Here is a 16,091-nt window from a genome sequence, read left to right on the forward strand (position 1 = left end):
TTAACCTCGGTTCGGTGTCTTCAGGCCTTGTGGGCCGTTTGAATCTGGTTCTGCTCAGGCGTCTGCCTGGGCCAGTGTCTCGTGGACAAATTTCTTGCACAGCCGTTCGCCGGCTTCAAAGCTTTCGATCGGGTCCAGGCTCAGCGCGCTGCGCAGCCAGAAGCCGTCAATCATCGCCGCCGTCTGTCGCGCGGCTTCAGTGGCCTGTTGTGCAGGCAGCACCTGCGCAAAGGAGTAACGCAGGTTGCTGTAAAGCCGTGCATTGTTGATCTGTTGCAGCCGCTTGAGCCCGGGCTCGTGCATCGAGCGGGACCAGAAGCTGAGCCAGGTTTTGGCTGCCAGCGCGGAGCGCTGAAACTCGGAGAAGTTCGCCTCAATGATGCAATCCAGCCGCTGCGCCGGGGAACGGTCAGTATTCGCCATGCGTTCCCGCAGCTCCTTGCCCAGCTGATCCAGCAAATAACGCAGGGCTGCTTCAATCAGGCCCTGCTTGCCACCGAAATAGTGGCTGATGATGCCCGACGACATCCCCGCCCGTTTGCTGATGCTGACGATTGTGGTGTTCTGCATCCCCAGCTCGGCAATGGACGCCATGGTGGCGTCGATCAATTGCTGCCGGCGGGTGTCTTTCATTCCAACTTTTGGCATAGCGAGCGGCCGTTTTCCCCGAATTCTTTATTAATTGAACGTTCAATTAATATAAAGGCTACAGAAAATGATCGGCGTTTTCAAACGCGGCCTGGCCAGGTCAGATTTTCAGAAACGGATGCAGGGGCTTATTTTGAGGGGATCAAATCACCGGCGTTGGCGGCTTGGCGCGACAGCAGGTGGTGTTTGCGCTGGGCCAGGGAGCCGGTTAAAGCCTCAAAGTGCAGGCCCCGACGGGTCAACTCAGCATGATGCAGTGCCTGTTGCTGCTGGCGAAAACCTTCCGGGCGGCGGGTGCCGTCCTGGACCATCGGAAAGTCGGCGGCACACAGCCATAACTGGTGATAGGGCCGCTCCGCCAGCGCCACCAGTTCGGGTGGCGGCGGATAATCAAACATCAAGTGATGGTAGATCAGGGTGGTCAGGGGCGTGGTATCGCACACAATGGCGGTGTGCCCGGCTGCCACGGCCGCCTCAACCGCTTCGTTCTCGTTTTCGACCTGCGTAAGGGCAATGGTCACCAGGTCGTCCGAGGTCAACACGCCACCTTGCTCGTGCCAGTACTGACGCCCGAATTCAGCCACCCAGTGCCAGCCACGCTGCCGTGCCAACCAGGCACCAAGCTTGGTTTTGCCGGTTGATTCAGCGCCTATCAGAGCGATGCGCTGGCAGGTTTGGGCAGCATGCACGCTGTCGCCTACCCAGGCCGCATCAGGCTGTGCCCGCAGGGCCGAGCCGCTCACCGGAAACCTTACCCGGTCACGGTCCACCAGAATGGAGGCTACCCGCGTTTGCCAATGGGCCGACAGATAATCCGCAAAACCCTGACCATAATCTTCGCTGCTGAAGATCACGTCCACAGGCTCGCCGAAACAGCGATCGACAAGATCTGCACAAAACTGACGCTGTGACGTATCGCTGGCGGCATTGTTCGGCATATCCAGGCCCAACTTTAGTGCATCCACTGCATCGATCACCAGGCACTCACCATCGGGAACCGCCAACCCAAGCCACCCCCGGCGCAGGTCTTTGGTACATCCGGCAAACTCCGGGCGCGAATAGCTGATGACGATTAGCCGCTCACAGCCGGCCCGGGCACAGGAGAGAAGGTAGCGATGGCCCGAATGCAGGGGGGAGAACTTGCCAACCACTAGGCCGGTTCGGAAACGCTGCGACATGTCGCCCCCAGCTCACGGTGCCAGCGCCAAAAGCCGTAGCAGGCATTGAACCAGAACCCGACGTAAACCAGCGAAGTCAGTGTCAGATCCCGTGACGCATAAAGCGGAATGGCAATGGTGTTAACCAGAAGCCAGAACCACCAGGTTTCCACCCGCCGCTTCATCAGCAACAGCTGCGCGACCACACTGAAGGTGAGTACGGCCGAATCCGCAAAGGGCGCAAAAGCATCGGTGTTCAGGTACAGCAGATAACCATACCCGAGCATGGTGGCGAGGGCGATCAGGCCGAACAGACCCAGCAGAGGCCAGGGCGTGCGCTGGATCTCGGCTGCAGCAGCGCCTCTTTGCCACTGCTGCCAGCCTATCAGGCTGGTGCCGATGTAAAACACCATCAAAGTAGCGTCCGCATACAGCTGAACCTGATAAAACAGAACCCCAAACAACACGCAGCCAATGATGCCCAGCGTCCAGGTATGGCGGTGATTGCGAGCGGCCAAAAAAACACTGCTCAGGAAAAACGCGTTGGCGCTGTATTCCAGAAAAGTCAGGGCGGTCATCCGTCGTGGGCTCCGGGGTAGTCGCTGGTGTATTGAATCAGTTTGTCTCCCTTGCCGCAGTTTCGCTCGATGCTCACCGGGCACCCGGGGCCGAAGGCCTGAGCCAGCACCCGTTGCAGGACAGCCGGATCGGCTTCGCCCTCAAAGCGCAGCCTCAGACCCCCGTTTTTCGCCTGGTGTAATTGATATTGGGCCAGGCCAAAGGGCTGCAACAGATGGGTAATGTCCACATTGTTAAGCCACCCTTTATCGGTTCTGTAGCGAACCGGTGGGCGGCCATCCAACTGGCGCAGGTAACGCCGGCCGTGAGTGTCTTCGAACAGACAGGCATAGTCCCCGGTGCGGTAGCGCAGCAGTGGAAGACAAGGATTAAATCCGCCAGTCAGGGTGATTTCACCACGGTCACCGTCATCGACCGGTTGCCCTTGGCGATCCAGAAGGTCTACCTGCAGGGTCGACTGTACCAGGCGAAGACCCTGTCCTCGCCCATCGTCGGCAGCAATGGGCCCGGCTTCGTTCATGGAATAGAGATTGATCACCGGGCAGCGGAAACGACGAACCAGCCGTTCCTTGAGGCCGCCCAGCAGCGTCATGGAAGTCGATAGAATGGCGACCGGTCGGTGCTCGAAATCCAGACTCAGCAATGTGCTCAGGCTGCGTGGATCACCGGTCATCAACAACGGTTTACAGGCATCAATATAGCGACCGCGGGCCTCCGGTTCGGGCCAGTCATCGGGGTTCAGGTTGGTTTTCAACAGAACCTTGTCGTCCCAGTAGGGTAATACCGAAGCATAGGTAAAACAGCGTTGTTGATCACCCACCAGCATCACTCCGGTATCGCCTTCCAACGATTGCAGCTCAATGCCATGCCAGCCCAGTATCCGCTCATGAAAACAATGGTAGCGTGCGGCGACCAGTGGCAGCGACGGGACAGTGAGCGGGTGCCCGGTGGTGCCACTGGTTTCAAAAGCAATCAATTGGCCGGGGTCGATCTCATCTGGCACGAACGCCGCGATGTTTTGGCTCAGGTCATTGCGGCGGGTACATGGCAATCGGTCAAAACCCAGATGCCAGGGATAGTCACGATAGTAAGGCACCCCTTGCCGGCAACGGGCCAGAAAAGGCGTCAGCCAATTCAGATCGGGCCGTTGGTAGGCAACCTTGTCTGAGAGAAGCGTCTGGATATCCAAGGGCGTTAACCGATGGCCACTGCGACCAGTGAAACGCGGTGCGTCCCGGTGCTCAATACAATGGCGCAAACGTGTCGCGGCGCGGTCACTGAGCCCCGGCAAACGCTCCGTATCAGTCCAGGCCGCTGGGGATGTAGTGCTGTGTGTACTCCTATTCATTCGCGGGTGTACTTGTCGGCAGCTTCGCGGGCCCGTTGCTCGGCCAGGGCCTGGCGAATGGCTTCGGCCCTTTCCTCAGCCGCACGGGAAGCCGTGACCACCCGGGCTCGCTCACTGGAACTCACCATCAACAAACGGTCCCGGGCCTGATGGTCGGTTTCATCCCGGGGCTTCAGGCGCAGGCCGTTAAGGGCCAACCGAATCAACTCTTCGCGCTGGTCTTCGTCCTGCAGGTTCGGATAGCCGGTGGCCATCAGGTTATCGGCTGACAGCAACAGGCTCACCAGATCAATCGCACTCAAGGTTGGCTCGCTAAAAGCCTCATCCGCCAGCAGCCAGATCATCAGCATGAACACGTCCGGATGCGCTGAAATTTCCGGTTCGTCTGGCTCGAGCTGGCACTGAGGCAAACGGGCCAAAGGCTCAAGAACTTCGGCGGTCACGCCGGGATCAATCCTGTGCGCCAGGTCGTACACCAGGGCCAGCAGGTCTTGCCCCCGAGGCGCGGGACTTTCGGGGTAAGCCAGCAGGCGCTCATGCAGTCGGTGTATAGGCGGCCCCATTTGCAAATCAACCATGCCTTAGCCCCCTGCTGACGACGGAACGTCATCGCGATAGTACTGGTTGGAAAAATCCCGTGCGAATTGCAGCATGGGCTCCAGCCCATTCACCCGATGCACCTGCCACCCTTGTTGCTGGCCAAACAAAATGGAGTCGGTGGTGCGTTTGAGCCACGATGATTGCTGCACTTCCGGACTGCTGGGGTCGTAGGGTAAGTCCAGCACCCAGTGCCCAGCCCCCCTGCAATGGTTTAACGCCAGCGCGCTGATTTGTTCTCCGGGCGTCCCCTCTTCATCGTCACCAAACATTGAAACAATGCCATCGTCCGAGAGCACAACCAGCTGTGTCGGTGTCTGTCGCGGCCGAGCGTAAGTGGAGCGCAATATTTTTAACGGGAAGCTGGTACCGCCCCCAAAAAAACCGGTCAGCACACGCAACACTGCGGCCTCGTCGCGGACAAAGCCGTCTGAGGTCAGGCACTGGCGAGCACCGCTCCAAAGCGTGACCTGCACTGTCGCACCGGCCCGCAGTGCCGACAAGCACAGCAGCGCTCCGGCCAGTGCGGGGTAGGAAATGGTGCTTTGGGGATTGGGCATGGAGCCGGAGCTGTCAACGTATAAATCCAGATCGCAGACCTGGTGCTGAGGCTCTTCACTCCCCTCCAGGCTATACATCGCTTTCTGGGTTGTGATGCCCGGGATTGGCTGTCGCCCTGCGATCAGGGTTGCGAACCAGTCGATCTCGATCGGATCATCTCCCACTTGCCAGATCTCAGAGCCCTCGCGCTGGGGCTCGCCCGGCCCGGGCAACCGCCGGGTCGGAAAGGGCATCAGATAAGGGCGAACCGCATCCCGATAGTAGCGCACCGCGGCATCATGCGGAGATAAGTCAACACCGGCGGCTTTGAGTACCTCATAATAGTCCTGGGGCTGCAGAGCCTGCCCGCTCGTGCGGGTTTCCGTGGCCGCTTCTTCCGGTTCGCCCTGCCCGGTTACGCTGGATGGCAGGTCGGTCAAATCCGGATCGTGACTGGGGTGCATCACGTCGATTGCCGGCAGCTCGATGACACCCGCGCCACGGTGCCCATGCCCAGCTTCAGCGGTGTCGTTTAAAGCGGCGAAAGCGTCCCGGGCGGCTTGCTCTTCCTCGATCAGATAACCGAGAAGCAGAGTGGCAAAGCGACTGGAACCAGTCAGCCAGTCTTTACTGTAAACCTTAATGATGCGGCTCCCTAGCCAGGCGTCACCTTCCATTTCGGCGGTGATGTCAGCATCGGTCAGCGCGCCCGGTGCCAGTTGCCAGAGCCGTTCATAGATGCGCATATAGAGCGCCCAAAGCTGGCTTGCTCCGGTTGATTTCAAGCGCTGGTATATGGTGTCCATCCGGCATCGCGTATTGCGCTGAAGGTGATGATTGATCAGCAAATCGGTATAGAGGTTCGCCACCAGCGGCGCCAGATGCTCCACAGTTGGCAATGCCTGACGAATCACCGCCAGCAACTGCAAATGTTGGGTCATATTGGCGGGCGCATAGACATGATGACCAATTTCATGGGCCAGGATTTCCAGCGAGCAGTCGGACAGGTTGCGCTCCGCGACATCCTGCAGGTTCACCATAACCCGTTGTGATGCCAAACGAATGGCCGCGAAACTGCCGGTCAGCCCCGCCGCCTGAGACGCTTCCACATCAAACAACCAGAGCGGCTCGTGAAGCTGTAAATGCTCACTCCACAGCAATAAAGCCGCTTGCCACTGCTGCTGCCAGTGCGACAGAACCGACGCATCCATCATCGGCTGTCTCCCACTTTAGGGATCACCAGCACTGCATAGCGGGTGTGAAAACTCACCACCCAATCGTGGGGCCGTTCCAGACACTGGCGCGGCTGGTCCACATCACGCCAGTTCAACCGCAAGTGATCCGGCACCTCAACGCCGTCCGGCAATGGCTGGCTCGTCACCTGGGGTCGTGCGCATGGTAGCAGCACCTGACCGAACGCATCGGCATGCAGCCGCCAGCAATCGGCACCCGCCTGCACAAGGGTGTGCCCGGCACTGACAACCAGCCGGGGCCGACTGGTGAAGTCCCCGCCCAGCCAAACCGATGCGCCCAGTTCAACGTGCCGGGTGTACCAACCCCGCTCCGGCCCCTGCCACCAGGGGTGCCGGAACAGCTCGGGATCACCGATAGCCAGCGCCGTCGAAAGTGCCGCATGACGGCGCAGGGCCTCCAGAGCCGCCTCTCGGAACTGGGGCAGACCCGACATCCAGCCAAGCACCAGCAAGGTGTCGGGGGTCACACCGGGTTTCGGCAGGTAAGATTGCCAGTGCGCCAGCAGCCGGGCGCGTTGGCTGGTCTCAGGCAGATGTGTCAAGGCGTTGAGGAGCTGGATCATCATACGGGGAGCGGCTTCCGGATGAGGCGACAGCCAGTCCGGCAACACCTGCAGGAACAGAAGATCGGTCACGGCCCGATGGTCTCCTGTCAACCAGCCATGGCGGGCCATAGTCAGGCCACTGTGGTAAGCCGTTTCAGCGAGTGCAGACTTTTGCTCTGGTGCCCAGTGGTCGAGCCTTGCCAGCAGCGGATCAAGGCTCTCCCGAATAAACTGGCTAACGGTGGCCGCGAACCGAACAGGATCACCCTGCCTCGCCAGCCGATAGGCATGGTTCAACGGCTCCGCGTGCCGAACCAGATACTGCGCCAACCAGTCAGATCGCATGCTATCTCTGACTGATCAGCCAGCGCTGATAGTTGCTGTAGCGCTGATGCAGGTATTTGAGGGTCATCGCATCGTCATGCACCACACCGGACAACTTGTTGCCGGCTGCCAACCGCTGCAGGGTTCGCTCGATCTCTTCCAGGCGTTTGCGACACTCCTTCAGCGAAACGCCTTCCAGGCCGTCGTCCAGCTTCGCTTTCAGCTCGCCCACCTCATCCTTGCGATGTCGGCCCTGACGCTCAAACTCGCGACAGCTCAGTTGAAAAAGATGACGTAGCCAGCCGATTTTGTCGCTCAGCAGAGCGGCATTTTCCGGCTGCTGGAAGAATGGCGCATCGGCGTCGGCAAAAAGGCGTGAATGCAGTACAAAAGGCAGCATCTGGGTCAGGTCGTTCAGTTCAACTTCGGCATTGCCCCGGAAATACGCCATTGCCTTGGCGTAAACGATCAATGACATCAGGCCCCGCACCGACAAGCCATTGCGCGTTTGGCACCCCATATCGGCAAGTCGGTCACGGCCGTTCTCCAACATCGCCAGCTGATGGCGCGGGACACCCGCCAACCGGGAGGTATCCTTGCTCTTGTATTCGAATTGCTGGCCGGAGTACTCGCTGAACTCAAACTGGCTGGCAAAAAATTCCAGCCGCTGGCGTAACGCCGATGGCAATACAACCGCACGGATGTCCCGCTCCATCTGCACCATCTCGGCCTCAGAAAACTGCAGCGCCTGCGGCAAGCAATCGGCGGGGTCAACGCCTTCTTCGATACGGATCAACAGCTCGTCAAGAAACCTCGGATTGAACGGCAACGCCTGAACGACCACATCGATGCGGTCCTTCAAGGCTTCTATGACGGGATAGGTGCCGCCGCCCTGATCATCATTAGCCGTCAGATACCAGGCCGCCGGCGGGCACTCGTGAATCTGGTTGAACATCTCAGCGTAGTTATCGCCCATCACGGTCAACAGAGCGCTCTGGGTGCGGGTCGGAATGCGATTGTACTCATCGACAATCTTGACTCGCATATCCAGCCAGCTACGCCAGCTGACCCGGATATCCGATTCCTGCTCAGCCTGCATCAGATCCATGGGCATGGGGTTACCCAGCAGGTCGGCAACCGTCATTTGCGGATGACCGTGCTGCATGGCACGCCTTACGGCTTTGGGGCTGTAACCCGCCAGCAGGCCCATCAGCAAGGCAGAGGCCGTTTTGCCACGCCCGGGACCACCAATAAACAGGCATTTTCGCCGTGCAGCGAAGGTCAGCAACGGCAGCAGGATAAAGCTGGAGTAGCTTTGGTCGGTTGGTAAATACAGGGGGGTCTGACTGTCACCAAACAGTATGGGATGAGGTGCTGCCTGATTGTACTCAACATCGTAGTGCGGGCTGATCACCGCATGGTTCACAATCCAGAAATAGGCCTGACGGAGCTTTTCATCCAGGGCGGAAGCAGCGCCTCCCGCCTCTGTCCCTGCCTCGCCAAAAGGTCCATTGACCAGGGCAGCAACATCAAAACTTGCATCGGTGGCTTTGCCCGCAGACGGGCGAGTGGGTGATGCAGATATACGGGAAAACGGATTGAGTCCTTTCATCGTTGTCCATAACTCGATGGCTTCAAAGGAGTGCAGTATGCCAGAAGTTCAGCCCGGCGCGAATTCTGTGCCAGTCAGCCCTAACACCGGTGATGTTCTTGTTACCTGACTCATCACTTGTTAGTATAAATACTTAGTTTTCACAGACGGCCAGCCTCTTCTACTCGACCGTTCCTCGCTTGGCCCAACGGTCTCCTGAGACGCTGTGGACACCGTTACGTGTCGACACGAAGCCCTCAGGGCCGGCATGATCAGAAACCTCCTGGAAACTCATGCAGCTTGAAGTCCATATAGAACCCAGGAATCTTATGATCAGGGGGGTGATACCCCTAATTGTCCTGCTGGTACTGATCGGCCTGGTCATGGCGGTCAACGCGGTTTTTCTTCAGCCGCCGGTAAAAGCCGTGGAAGGCTCCCTGGACCTGCGAGACTGGTCAACCGAGCACCGCTCCCGTGTGATGCTCAGCGGAGACTGGGCGTTCTATCCAAATCAGTTTCTGACACCGGATGAGCTGGCTGCCGCCGGCGTTGATTCCGCCCCTTTGTGGTTGTCTCTGCCCGGAGTCTGGAGCGACGTACACCTGGACGGCAGACCCCTGCCCGCAAACGGTTATGCCAGTCTTGCCTTGCACCTCAAACTGCCGGAGCGCGGGCGTTTTGTCCTCAAGGTTCCAACCCTGACCAACAGCTATCGGCTGTGGATTGATGGCGAACCCATGGTGCGGAACCCGGCCATAGAAAGTCTCCGGCCCGATCGACGGCAACAATCCTCTACTCGCTACATACGGTTTACCGCTGAAACCCGAGACGTATTGATTCTCTTCCACGTGAGTAACTATCAACATCGGGTAGGGGGTATCTGGGAGCCCTTGTACCTGGCGCCTGCGGACAATCTGTTCGCCCTGAAAACCCGGCCGATGCTGATTGATATCCTGATTGCCTCTGCCCTGACCCTGAGCGGTATTGTTATCCTGTTTCTGGCCTACCAGCGCAATAACCAGGCGCTGTTTTTCCTCGCCCTGATAGCGCTTCTCATGGCCCTGCGCTGCGTAACCATCGAAGAACGCATTCTGTTCCAGGTGTTCCGCATCTATGACTGGCAGTGGCAGCAGCGTATTGAGCATCTCATCCTCTACGCCTTCCTGCCTTTCATGGGGCTGTACCTGTGGCGCAAGGCGCCCTTCACCTTTCCCGCCTGGCTGGCGCAGGCCACCGCCTCGGTTGTGGTCTGCCTGATGCTGATCGTGCTACTGACCGATGCCGCGGTGTTCAGCCATACCCTGCTGGTTTTTCATCTCTTCGGGATGGTCTATATGTTTTTGGCGCTCGGGCTGGCTCTGGACAGAGTCATGGAGAAAAAGCGCGGGGGCAAACAGTTTCTGGGTGGTGCCCTGCTGCTCATCCTGGCCAGCCTGAATGACATTTTCTATGCCAATACGCTGATTGAGAGCACCGACATGCTGCACATTGGCGCCCTGGGCTTCATCTTATTCCAGCTGGCCTTGCCCCGGGACCTGAGCAGCCAGCAACCCATTGTACGCATTGACCGGCCACGGGCCACCGGCGTCGGCAAAGGCTTCTGCAATCCCTACCTGGAACTGGAGCAGGCAGACCTGATTGCCTCCGCCCTGCGCGACGCTTTGATCATCTGGGAAACAAGAACCGGCAAAGACAAGGTCGAGTTGGCGGAGGCCAGTGGCCAATGGCGCATCACCAACGATTGCGGCTCACTGAAAACCCGCACTCTCGACAAGTACCTGCGGGCCGCCACAGTGCCGGCCCGCCCCAGGATCGCAAACGTACTGCGAACACTGCAGTTTGTGATGACTCTGCCCGAGCTTTCCGGGGATGAACAGCAACTTCTCGAGGCCGGCATCGAGACCATTCGTGACACCAACGAACTCGACAACTAACGCGGCCAGCCTTCCGCGATAAATTCATAGGTTATTGATTTTATTACCGTGTAAAAAAGGTTTTCCTGCTTTTTCCTGCTTTTTCATCCCCTCAATCCTTACCGATCGTTAACTTACACGCCTGTCCAGACCGGCCCTCCGCCGGCCCGACGTTCCTGTTTTGAAGGAGATGCGTGTGCGCAGAATGCCCCTCTTACTGGCCGTGCTGATTGCCAGCCTGTTTTGTGTTTTCTCGACCATTGTCACGGCGGAAGATGCCGTTACCCGGGGTGCGTCAATCGCCCAGAAAGCCGATGAGCAATTGCGGGGCTATGGCGATTCACAGGTCGGCCTGACGATGGAACTGACCGGTCCTTCCGGACAAACCGCCACCCGGGCTCTACGAGTACAGAGCCTTGAGACAGACGGCGGCGAATACACGCTGATGATTTTCGATACCCCCCGAGACGTGGCCGGCACCTCACTGCTGTCCCACAACTACCGCAGCCGCGAGGACCAGCAGTGGCTATATCTTCCGGCCATTCGCCGGGTCAAACAGATTGGCGCCCGGGACAAATCCGGTCCGTTCATGGGGTCGGAATTCGCCTATGAAGACATCGTCACGCCCTTCTTCGAGAAGTTCAGCTATCGCCTTGAAGGCGAAGAAGCCTGCGCAGGCAAACCATGCTGGATTGTCGAGCGCACCCCGAAGGACCCCTATTCCGGTTACACCCGCCAGCGGGTCTGGATCGACCAGGAACGTTATCTGATTCATCGCATCGAATATTTCGACCGCCGTGATTCGCTGCTGAAAACCTACACGGCCAGTCATTTTACCCGCCATGAAGCGGCCCACTGGCGCCCGGGCCAGATGCAAATGGTCAATCACCAGAATCAGCGCCAGACCCTTCTGATCTGGTCGGATTTCCGGTTCAGCACCGGCCTGAATGACCGTGATTTCAGCCAGAACGCCCTGATGCGGGCCCGATAGTTCCCATGCGCCTTGTGCTTAGCCAACTGACCCTGATGCTGTTGCTGACCGGTTTTCTCAGTCCCGCCTGGGGCCTGGATTACCGAGGCGAGGCCAGTGTTGAGGCCCGCTATTTTGCCAGCAGCGCTGCCCAGGACCGGGACCAGGGGCGCCTGTATCCGGCTATCCAGCTGGGCGTGGAGTTCTGGCACAGCGGAAACAGGGGCCGGGACTTACTGACCTTCGCGCCCTATCTGCGCCTCGATGCCCGTGACAGCGAGCGTAACCTGGCCGACATCCGGGAGTTGTCCTGGATTCACGTTGGCAACTTTTACGAGTTGCGCACAGGCATACGCCAGGTTTACTGGGGCGTTACTGAAGGCGCGGACCTGGTGAACATTATCAATCAGACCGACGGCGCCGATGGCCCGGACAGCGACCGAACCCTGGGCCAGCCCATGGTCAATCTGGCCCTGGAACAGGGCAATCACATGCTGGATCTGTTCCTGCTTATCGGGGCCCGTGAACGCACGTTTCCCGGCGAGGATGGCCGCTTGCGACTGCCAGTGGTTGCAGGCGCAGGCGAGAGCCGTTGGGAATCCAGCCAGGGGCAGGGCGGAATCGATCTGGCGGCCCGCTGGCAGTGGAATTATTACCCTCTGGTGCTGGGCGTCACCGGGTTTTCCGGCACAGCCCGGGAACCAGAGCTGGAGCTGAACACAAACCCGGAGCGGCCAGAACTCACCGCTTTCTACCCACTGATCCAACAGATCGGCCTGGATCTGCAGGCGACCCAGGGCGACCTGCTGTGGAAACTTGAAGCCATTCAGCGCCGGGGCGGTCGAGAAGACTTCCACGCCATCAATGCCGGTTTCGAGTTCACCCAGGTGGGCATTCTGGATTCCCGCATGGACCTGGGCTGGCTGGCCGAGGGCCTGTACCACAACCGCGAAAGCACGGTTGTCGCCCCGTTTGAACGCGACATCCTGCTGGGCTGGCGGCTGGTATTTAATGACCTGGCCGGCTCCGAGATTCTGGCCAGTACCATCGTTGACACCCGCACCACCGAGCAGGTGATCAGTGTCGAGGCTCGACGACGCATTGGCAATGCCGTGTCTGTGTCGGCACAGCTCCGATACATCGGCGGCACCCCGCCGCCGCAGACCCCCGCGGCCTTCCTGAGTAATCCGGATTCCCGTTACACCCTGCGCCCGCTGTCCCGTGACAGTTATGGCCATATCGAATTCAGCTGGTTTTTCTGAGGGCAGACCATGACAACCACACCCGAACACACATCCGATTCACGACTTGCCCGGTGGATTACCCACCACCCCTGGCTGGCGCTGCTGGTCGCGACCCTGATGCTGTTGGCTGCCGCCAGCGGCGCAGGTGGCTACCAGTATTCCGTGGATCACCGTGCCTTTTTCAGCCCCGACAACCCCCAACTGCTGGCCTATGAAGCGCTGCAGGACGATTACTCCCGCACCGATACCATCCTCATGGTGCTGGCTCCGGCGTCGGGCGAGGTGTTTGACGGGACGTTTCTGGCCCTTGTGGAAGACCTGACAGAAGCCGCCTGGCAGATTCCCTACACCCAGCGTGTGGAGTCTGTAACCAACTTTCAACACACCCGGGTAGACGGCGACTTCATTGCGACTGCCAATTTGGTGGAAGCTCCTGCCGACCTGTCAGCGGAAGAGCTGGCACAGATTCGCGAGATCGCCGTGAGCGAACCGTTCCTGGTGGACTCTCTGGTTAACCCGGAAGCCACGGTAACCGGTATTCGCCTGACCCTGAATCTGCCGGGACAAGACCCGCTGGCAGAAACCCCTGCGGTTGTTCTGCCAGTACGGGAACTGGCGCAAGAAGTCCGCGACCGCCATCCGGACATCGCGGTGCATCTGGCCGGGCAGGTGGTGGCCAATCAGGTTTACCCGGAGGAATCCCAGGCAGATCTGGTGCGGGTCTGGCCCTGGTTCGCCCTGACCATGCTGATCCTGCTCGCCTGGCTGTTCCGTAGCATCAAAGCCATGGCCGTCACCTGGACCGCCTGCCTGGTGGCCGTCTTTGCCGGTGTTGGAGCCATCGGCTTTCTCGCACCGGTCATCAACGACGCGGTGATTGTGGCCCCGATCATGATTCTGACTCTGGCCATTGCCGACGGCATTCACCTGGTGGTGGGCTGGAATCAGGGGCTGCTCGCAGGCCAGAGCAAACGCGACGCCATGACCGCCAGCCTGGCCCGAAACATTGGCCCGATGACCCTCACCACCCTGCTCACTGCACTGGGCTTCCTCACCCTTCACTTCAACGACTCACCACCGTTTCGGGTAATGGGCTACATGGTTGCCGCCGGCGTTCTGTTTGCGCTGCTGTTTACCCTGTTATTCACAGCGCCCCTGCTGGTGTTGCTGCCCGGCAAAGGGCCCCGCCGACTGTCACCACTGGCGACCGCCGACTCCCTGCCGATGAACCGGCTTGCGGATTTGGTGATTCGCAAAAAAATGCCCCTGCTGTGCCTGTTTCTGGTGGCCGGGGGCATTCTGGCCAGCCTGTCGTTCCGCAACGAAATCAACGACGACATCGTCAAATACTACACCCCGGAAACGCCATTCCGGGAAAGCATGGAGTTCGTCAACTGCGAACTCACCGGCATCGGCGAAATCAACTTCGCCCTGCCTGCCGGAGGGGCTGATGAAATAGCGGACCCGGACTACCTGCGCCGCATCGAAGCCTTCAGCGATTGGCTCAAAACCCAGCCCGACGTGGTTCAGGTGAACTCCGTTGTCGACATCATCAAGCGCATCAATCAGGTGCTGCACAACAACGATCCTGCCTGGTACCGAATACCGGACAGTCGGGAGGAAGCCGCCCAGTATCTGCTCCAGTACGAACTGTCCCTGGGCTACGGCATGGATCTGAACTGGCTGATCCGCTACGACCGGGCAGAAACCCGGGTGCGGGTATCTGTAGGCACCTCCAGCGGCCAGCGCATCATTGCCCTGAACGAGGCGGCCGAGCAGTGGCAGCAAGATAACTGGGAGCCTCAATGGCAGGCGCCGGGCGCGTCCCTGTCACTGATGTTTGCCCACATTGGCGAGCGCTCCATTGCCGGCATGTTCGGGGGCATGATTGGCGCCCTGGCGATTGCTGCCCTGTTACTGATGATCGGTTTCCTTACCTGGCAGCATGGTCTGGCCAGCTTTATCGCCAACCTGCTGCCCATTGGCATGGCGTTCGGCGCCTGGTCCCTGTGGAACGGCAATATCGACCTGGGGCTGACCGTGGTCATCGGCATCGCCTTTGCGGTGGTGGTGGATGACACAGTGCATTTTATCTGCAAATACGAGCGCGCCCGGCACGATGGCTGCTCGCCGGAGCAAGCCATCCGGCAAACCTTTCTAAGGGTCGGCTTCGCCCTGATCACCACCTCACTGGTATTGGGCCTGGGCTTTGCGTGGCTGGCCAATTCAGCCATCCAGATTACCGTCAACACCGCGATTGTGACCTGCCTGTCCATCGTGTTCGCCCTGCTCATCGACCTGTTGTTGCTGCCCGTGCTGTTGCTGCTCACCGACCGGCGCTCGCTTACCCATAAGACCCCGTCAATGTCACCGACCCCGGAGCCCTCTCACTCATGAGTACACTCACTGGCACACCGGCTGTAACGCCGCAATCCCCGTTGCACCAACGCTTTCTGGCGTGGATGGGGGAACGTTTCCCGTTCGCCAACGCCTTGTTGTTCTTCATTCTTTACCTGGCCACCGCAGCCATAGCCCGGGCGACTCTGGAGGGACAAATACAGGTCTCCGCTATGGACCTGGCGGCTTGCCTGGTGACTTGGTCGTTCTTCCTGGTGTTGCGCATTTTCGATGAGCACAAGGATTATGAACTGGACTGCCGGAACCACCCCGACCGCATTCTCCAAAGCGGCCTGATCACCTTGAATCATCTGAAAATCGCCGGTGCTCTGGCACTGACGGCTCAGGTGCTCTGGTCACTGTGGCTGGACGGCGGCATCGGCCAGACCACCACCGCCTGGCTGATGATGTTTGGCTGGACCTGCCTGATGGGCAAAGAGTTTTTTATCGGCGAATGGCTGACCCGCCACCTCACCACCTATGCGATTTCCCACATGCTGGTGATGCCGCTGATCGTCTGGTGGCTGGCCAACCTGGCGGTACCCGGCCTGGCCTACTCACCCACCCTCGGCATTCTGATGGGGCTGGCATTTGTCAGCGGCTTCTGTTTCGAGATCACCCGTAAAACAAAGGGTCCCGAAGAAGAGCGGGACACCGTGGATTCCTACTCCCGTGTATTCAGTGTCCGGGGGGCGGCCCTGATCGTGATGGCGCTGGTCACTGGCATGGTTCTGAACCAGGCCTGGCTGATTCTTGACCTGACCGATCGTTTCCCGATCTGGGCCGCCGTGGCACTGCTGATGTTCTGGCTTATGACCATCACCCAGCTGGCTCGCTTCCGCACAGCGCCCAGTGCCAAAGGCCGTGAAAAGAATGAGGCGTTCGTGGCCCTGACCATGCTAGCGGGCTACGCCGTACTGATTGCCGTGGTGCTGACCGACAGGGGGCCGGCCCTGAGCCTGCTCTGACCCGAACACTGACTGAC

13 protein-coding genes are annotated in these 16,091 nt (G+C 59.3%); 5 read left to right on the forward strand and 8 right to left on the reverse strand.

Going from position 1 to position 16,091, the window contains the following annotated elements:
- Nucleotides 1–54: 54 nt before the first annotated feature.
- The 8 genes from betI to QPL95_RS04735 form a co-directional block, all read right to left on the reverse strand.
- The gene (gene betI, locus QPL95_RS04700; RefSeq protein ID WP_303289851.1) at nucleotides 55–648 is read right to left on the reverse strand and encodes a transcriptional regulator BetI; all 594 of its coding nucleotides are present in this window, start codon (nucleotides 646–648) and stop codon (nucleotides 55–57) included.
- A 128-nt stretch (nucleotides 649–776) separates the two neighbouring features.
- The gene (locus tag QPL95_RS04705; protein ID WP_303289852.1) at nucleotides 777–1,826 is read right to left on the reverse strand and encodes an AAA family ATPase; all 1,050 of its coding nucleotides are present in this window, start codon (nucleotides 1,824–1,826) and stop codon (nucleotides 777–779) included.
- Nucleotides 1,799–2,383: a nicotinamide riboside transporter PnuC gene (gene pnuC / locus QPL95_RS04710; RefSeq protein ID WP_303289853.1), complete on the reverse strand. Its 585-nt coding sequence runs from the start codon at nucleotides 2,381–2,383 to the stop codon at nucleotides 1,799–1,801. Before pnuC ends, QPL95_RS04705 begins: the two co-directional genes overlap by 28 nt.
- Nucleotides 2,380–3,732, reverse strand: a complete 1,353-nt coding sequence (locus QPL95_RS04715; RefSeq protein WP_303289854.1) for a hypothetical protein — start codon at nucleotides 3,730–3,732, stop codon at nucleotides 2,380–2,382. The genes pnuC and QPL95_RS04715 overlap by 4 nt, the downstream gene beginning before the upstream one ends.
- Nucleotides 3,729–4,310, reverse strand: a complete 582-nt coding sequence (locus QPL95_RS04720; RefSeq protein ID WP_303289855.1) for a hypothetical protein — start codon at nucleotides 4,308–4,310, stop codon at nucleotides 3,729–3,731. The genes QPL95_RS04715 and QPL95_RS04720 overlap by 4 nt, the downstream gene beginning before the upstream one ends.
- Nucleotides 4,311–4,313: 3 nt before the next feature.
- Nucleotides 4,314–6,083 carry a hypothetical protein gene (locus QPL95_RS04725; RefSeq protein ID WP_303289856.1) on the reverse strand — a complete coding sequence of 590 codons (1,770 nt, stop codon included), beginning with the start codon at nucleotides 6,081–6,083 and terminating at the stop codon, nucleotides 4,314–4,316.
- Nucleotides 6,080–7,012, reverse strand: coding sequence for a hypothetical protein (locus QPL95_RS04730; RefSeq protein WP_303289857.1), 933 nt, complete (start codon nucleotides 7,010–7,012; stop codon nucleotides 6,080–6,082). Before QPL95_RS04730 ends, QPL95_RS04725 begins: the two co-directional genes overlap by 4 nt.
- A 1-nt stretch (nucleotide 7,013) precedes the next feature.
- Entirely contained in the window at nucleotides 7,014–8,603 is a 1,590-nt protein-coding gene (locus tag QPL95_RS04735) for an AAA family ATPase (RefSeq protein ID WP_303289858.1), read from the reverse strand.
- 308 nt (nucleotides 8,604–8,911) lie between these two features.
- Here QPL95_RS04735 and QPL95_RS04740 point away from each other — a divergent pair, with 308 nt between their 5' ends.
- The 5 genes from QPL95_RS04740 (at nucleotide 8,912) to QPL95_RS04760 (ending at nucleotide 16,074) form a co-directional block, all read left to right on the forward strand.
- Complete coding sequence (locus tag QPL95_RS04740; RefSeq protein ID WP_303289859.1) at nucleotides 8,912–10,516, forward strand: 7TM diverse intracellular signaling domain-containing protein; 1,605 nt, start codon at nucleotides 8,912–8,914, stop codon at nucleotides 10,514–10,516.
- A gap of 184 nt (nucleotides 10,517–10,700) precedes the next feature.
- On the forward strand, nucleotides 10,701–11,486 hold the full coding sequence (locus QPL95_RS04745) for an outer membrane lipoprotein-sorting protein (protein WP_303290383.1): 786 nt from the start codon (nucleotides 10,701–10,703) through the stop codon (nucleotides 11,484–11,486).
- A gap of 5 nt (nucleotides 11,487–11,491) precedes the next feature.
- Nucleotides 11,492–12,727 carry a hypothetical protein gene (locus QPL95_RS04750; protein ID WP_303289860.1) on the forward strand — a complete coding sequence of 412 codons (1,236 nt, stop codon included), beginning with the start codon at nucleotides 11,492–11,494 and terminating at the stop codon, nucleotides 12,725–12,727.
- Nucleotides 12,728–12,736: 9 nt separating this feature from the next.
- The gene (locus QPL95_RS04755) at nucleotides 12,737–15,106 is read left to right on the forward strand and encodes an RND family transporter (RefSeq protein WP_303289861.1); all 2,370 of its coding nucleotides are present in this window, start codon (nucleotides 12,737–12,739) and stop codon (nucleotides 15,104–15,106) included.
- On the forward strand, nucleotides 15,103–16,074 hold the full coding sequence (locus QPL95_RS04760) for a hypothetical protein (RefSeq protein ID WP_303289862.1): 972 nt from the start codon (nucleotides 15,103–15,105) through the stop codon (nucleotides 16,072–16,074). The genes QPL95_RS04755 and QPL95_RS04760 overlap by 4 nt, the downstream gene beginning before the upstream one ends.
- Nucleotides 16,075–16,091: the final 17 nt, after the last annotated feature.

Origin of the sequence: Marinobacter sp. SS5-14b (assembly GCF_030541005.1) — a bacterium.
GTDB lineage: Bacteria > Pseudomonadota > Gammaproteobacteria > Pseudomonadales > Oleiphilaceae > Marinobacter.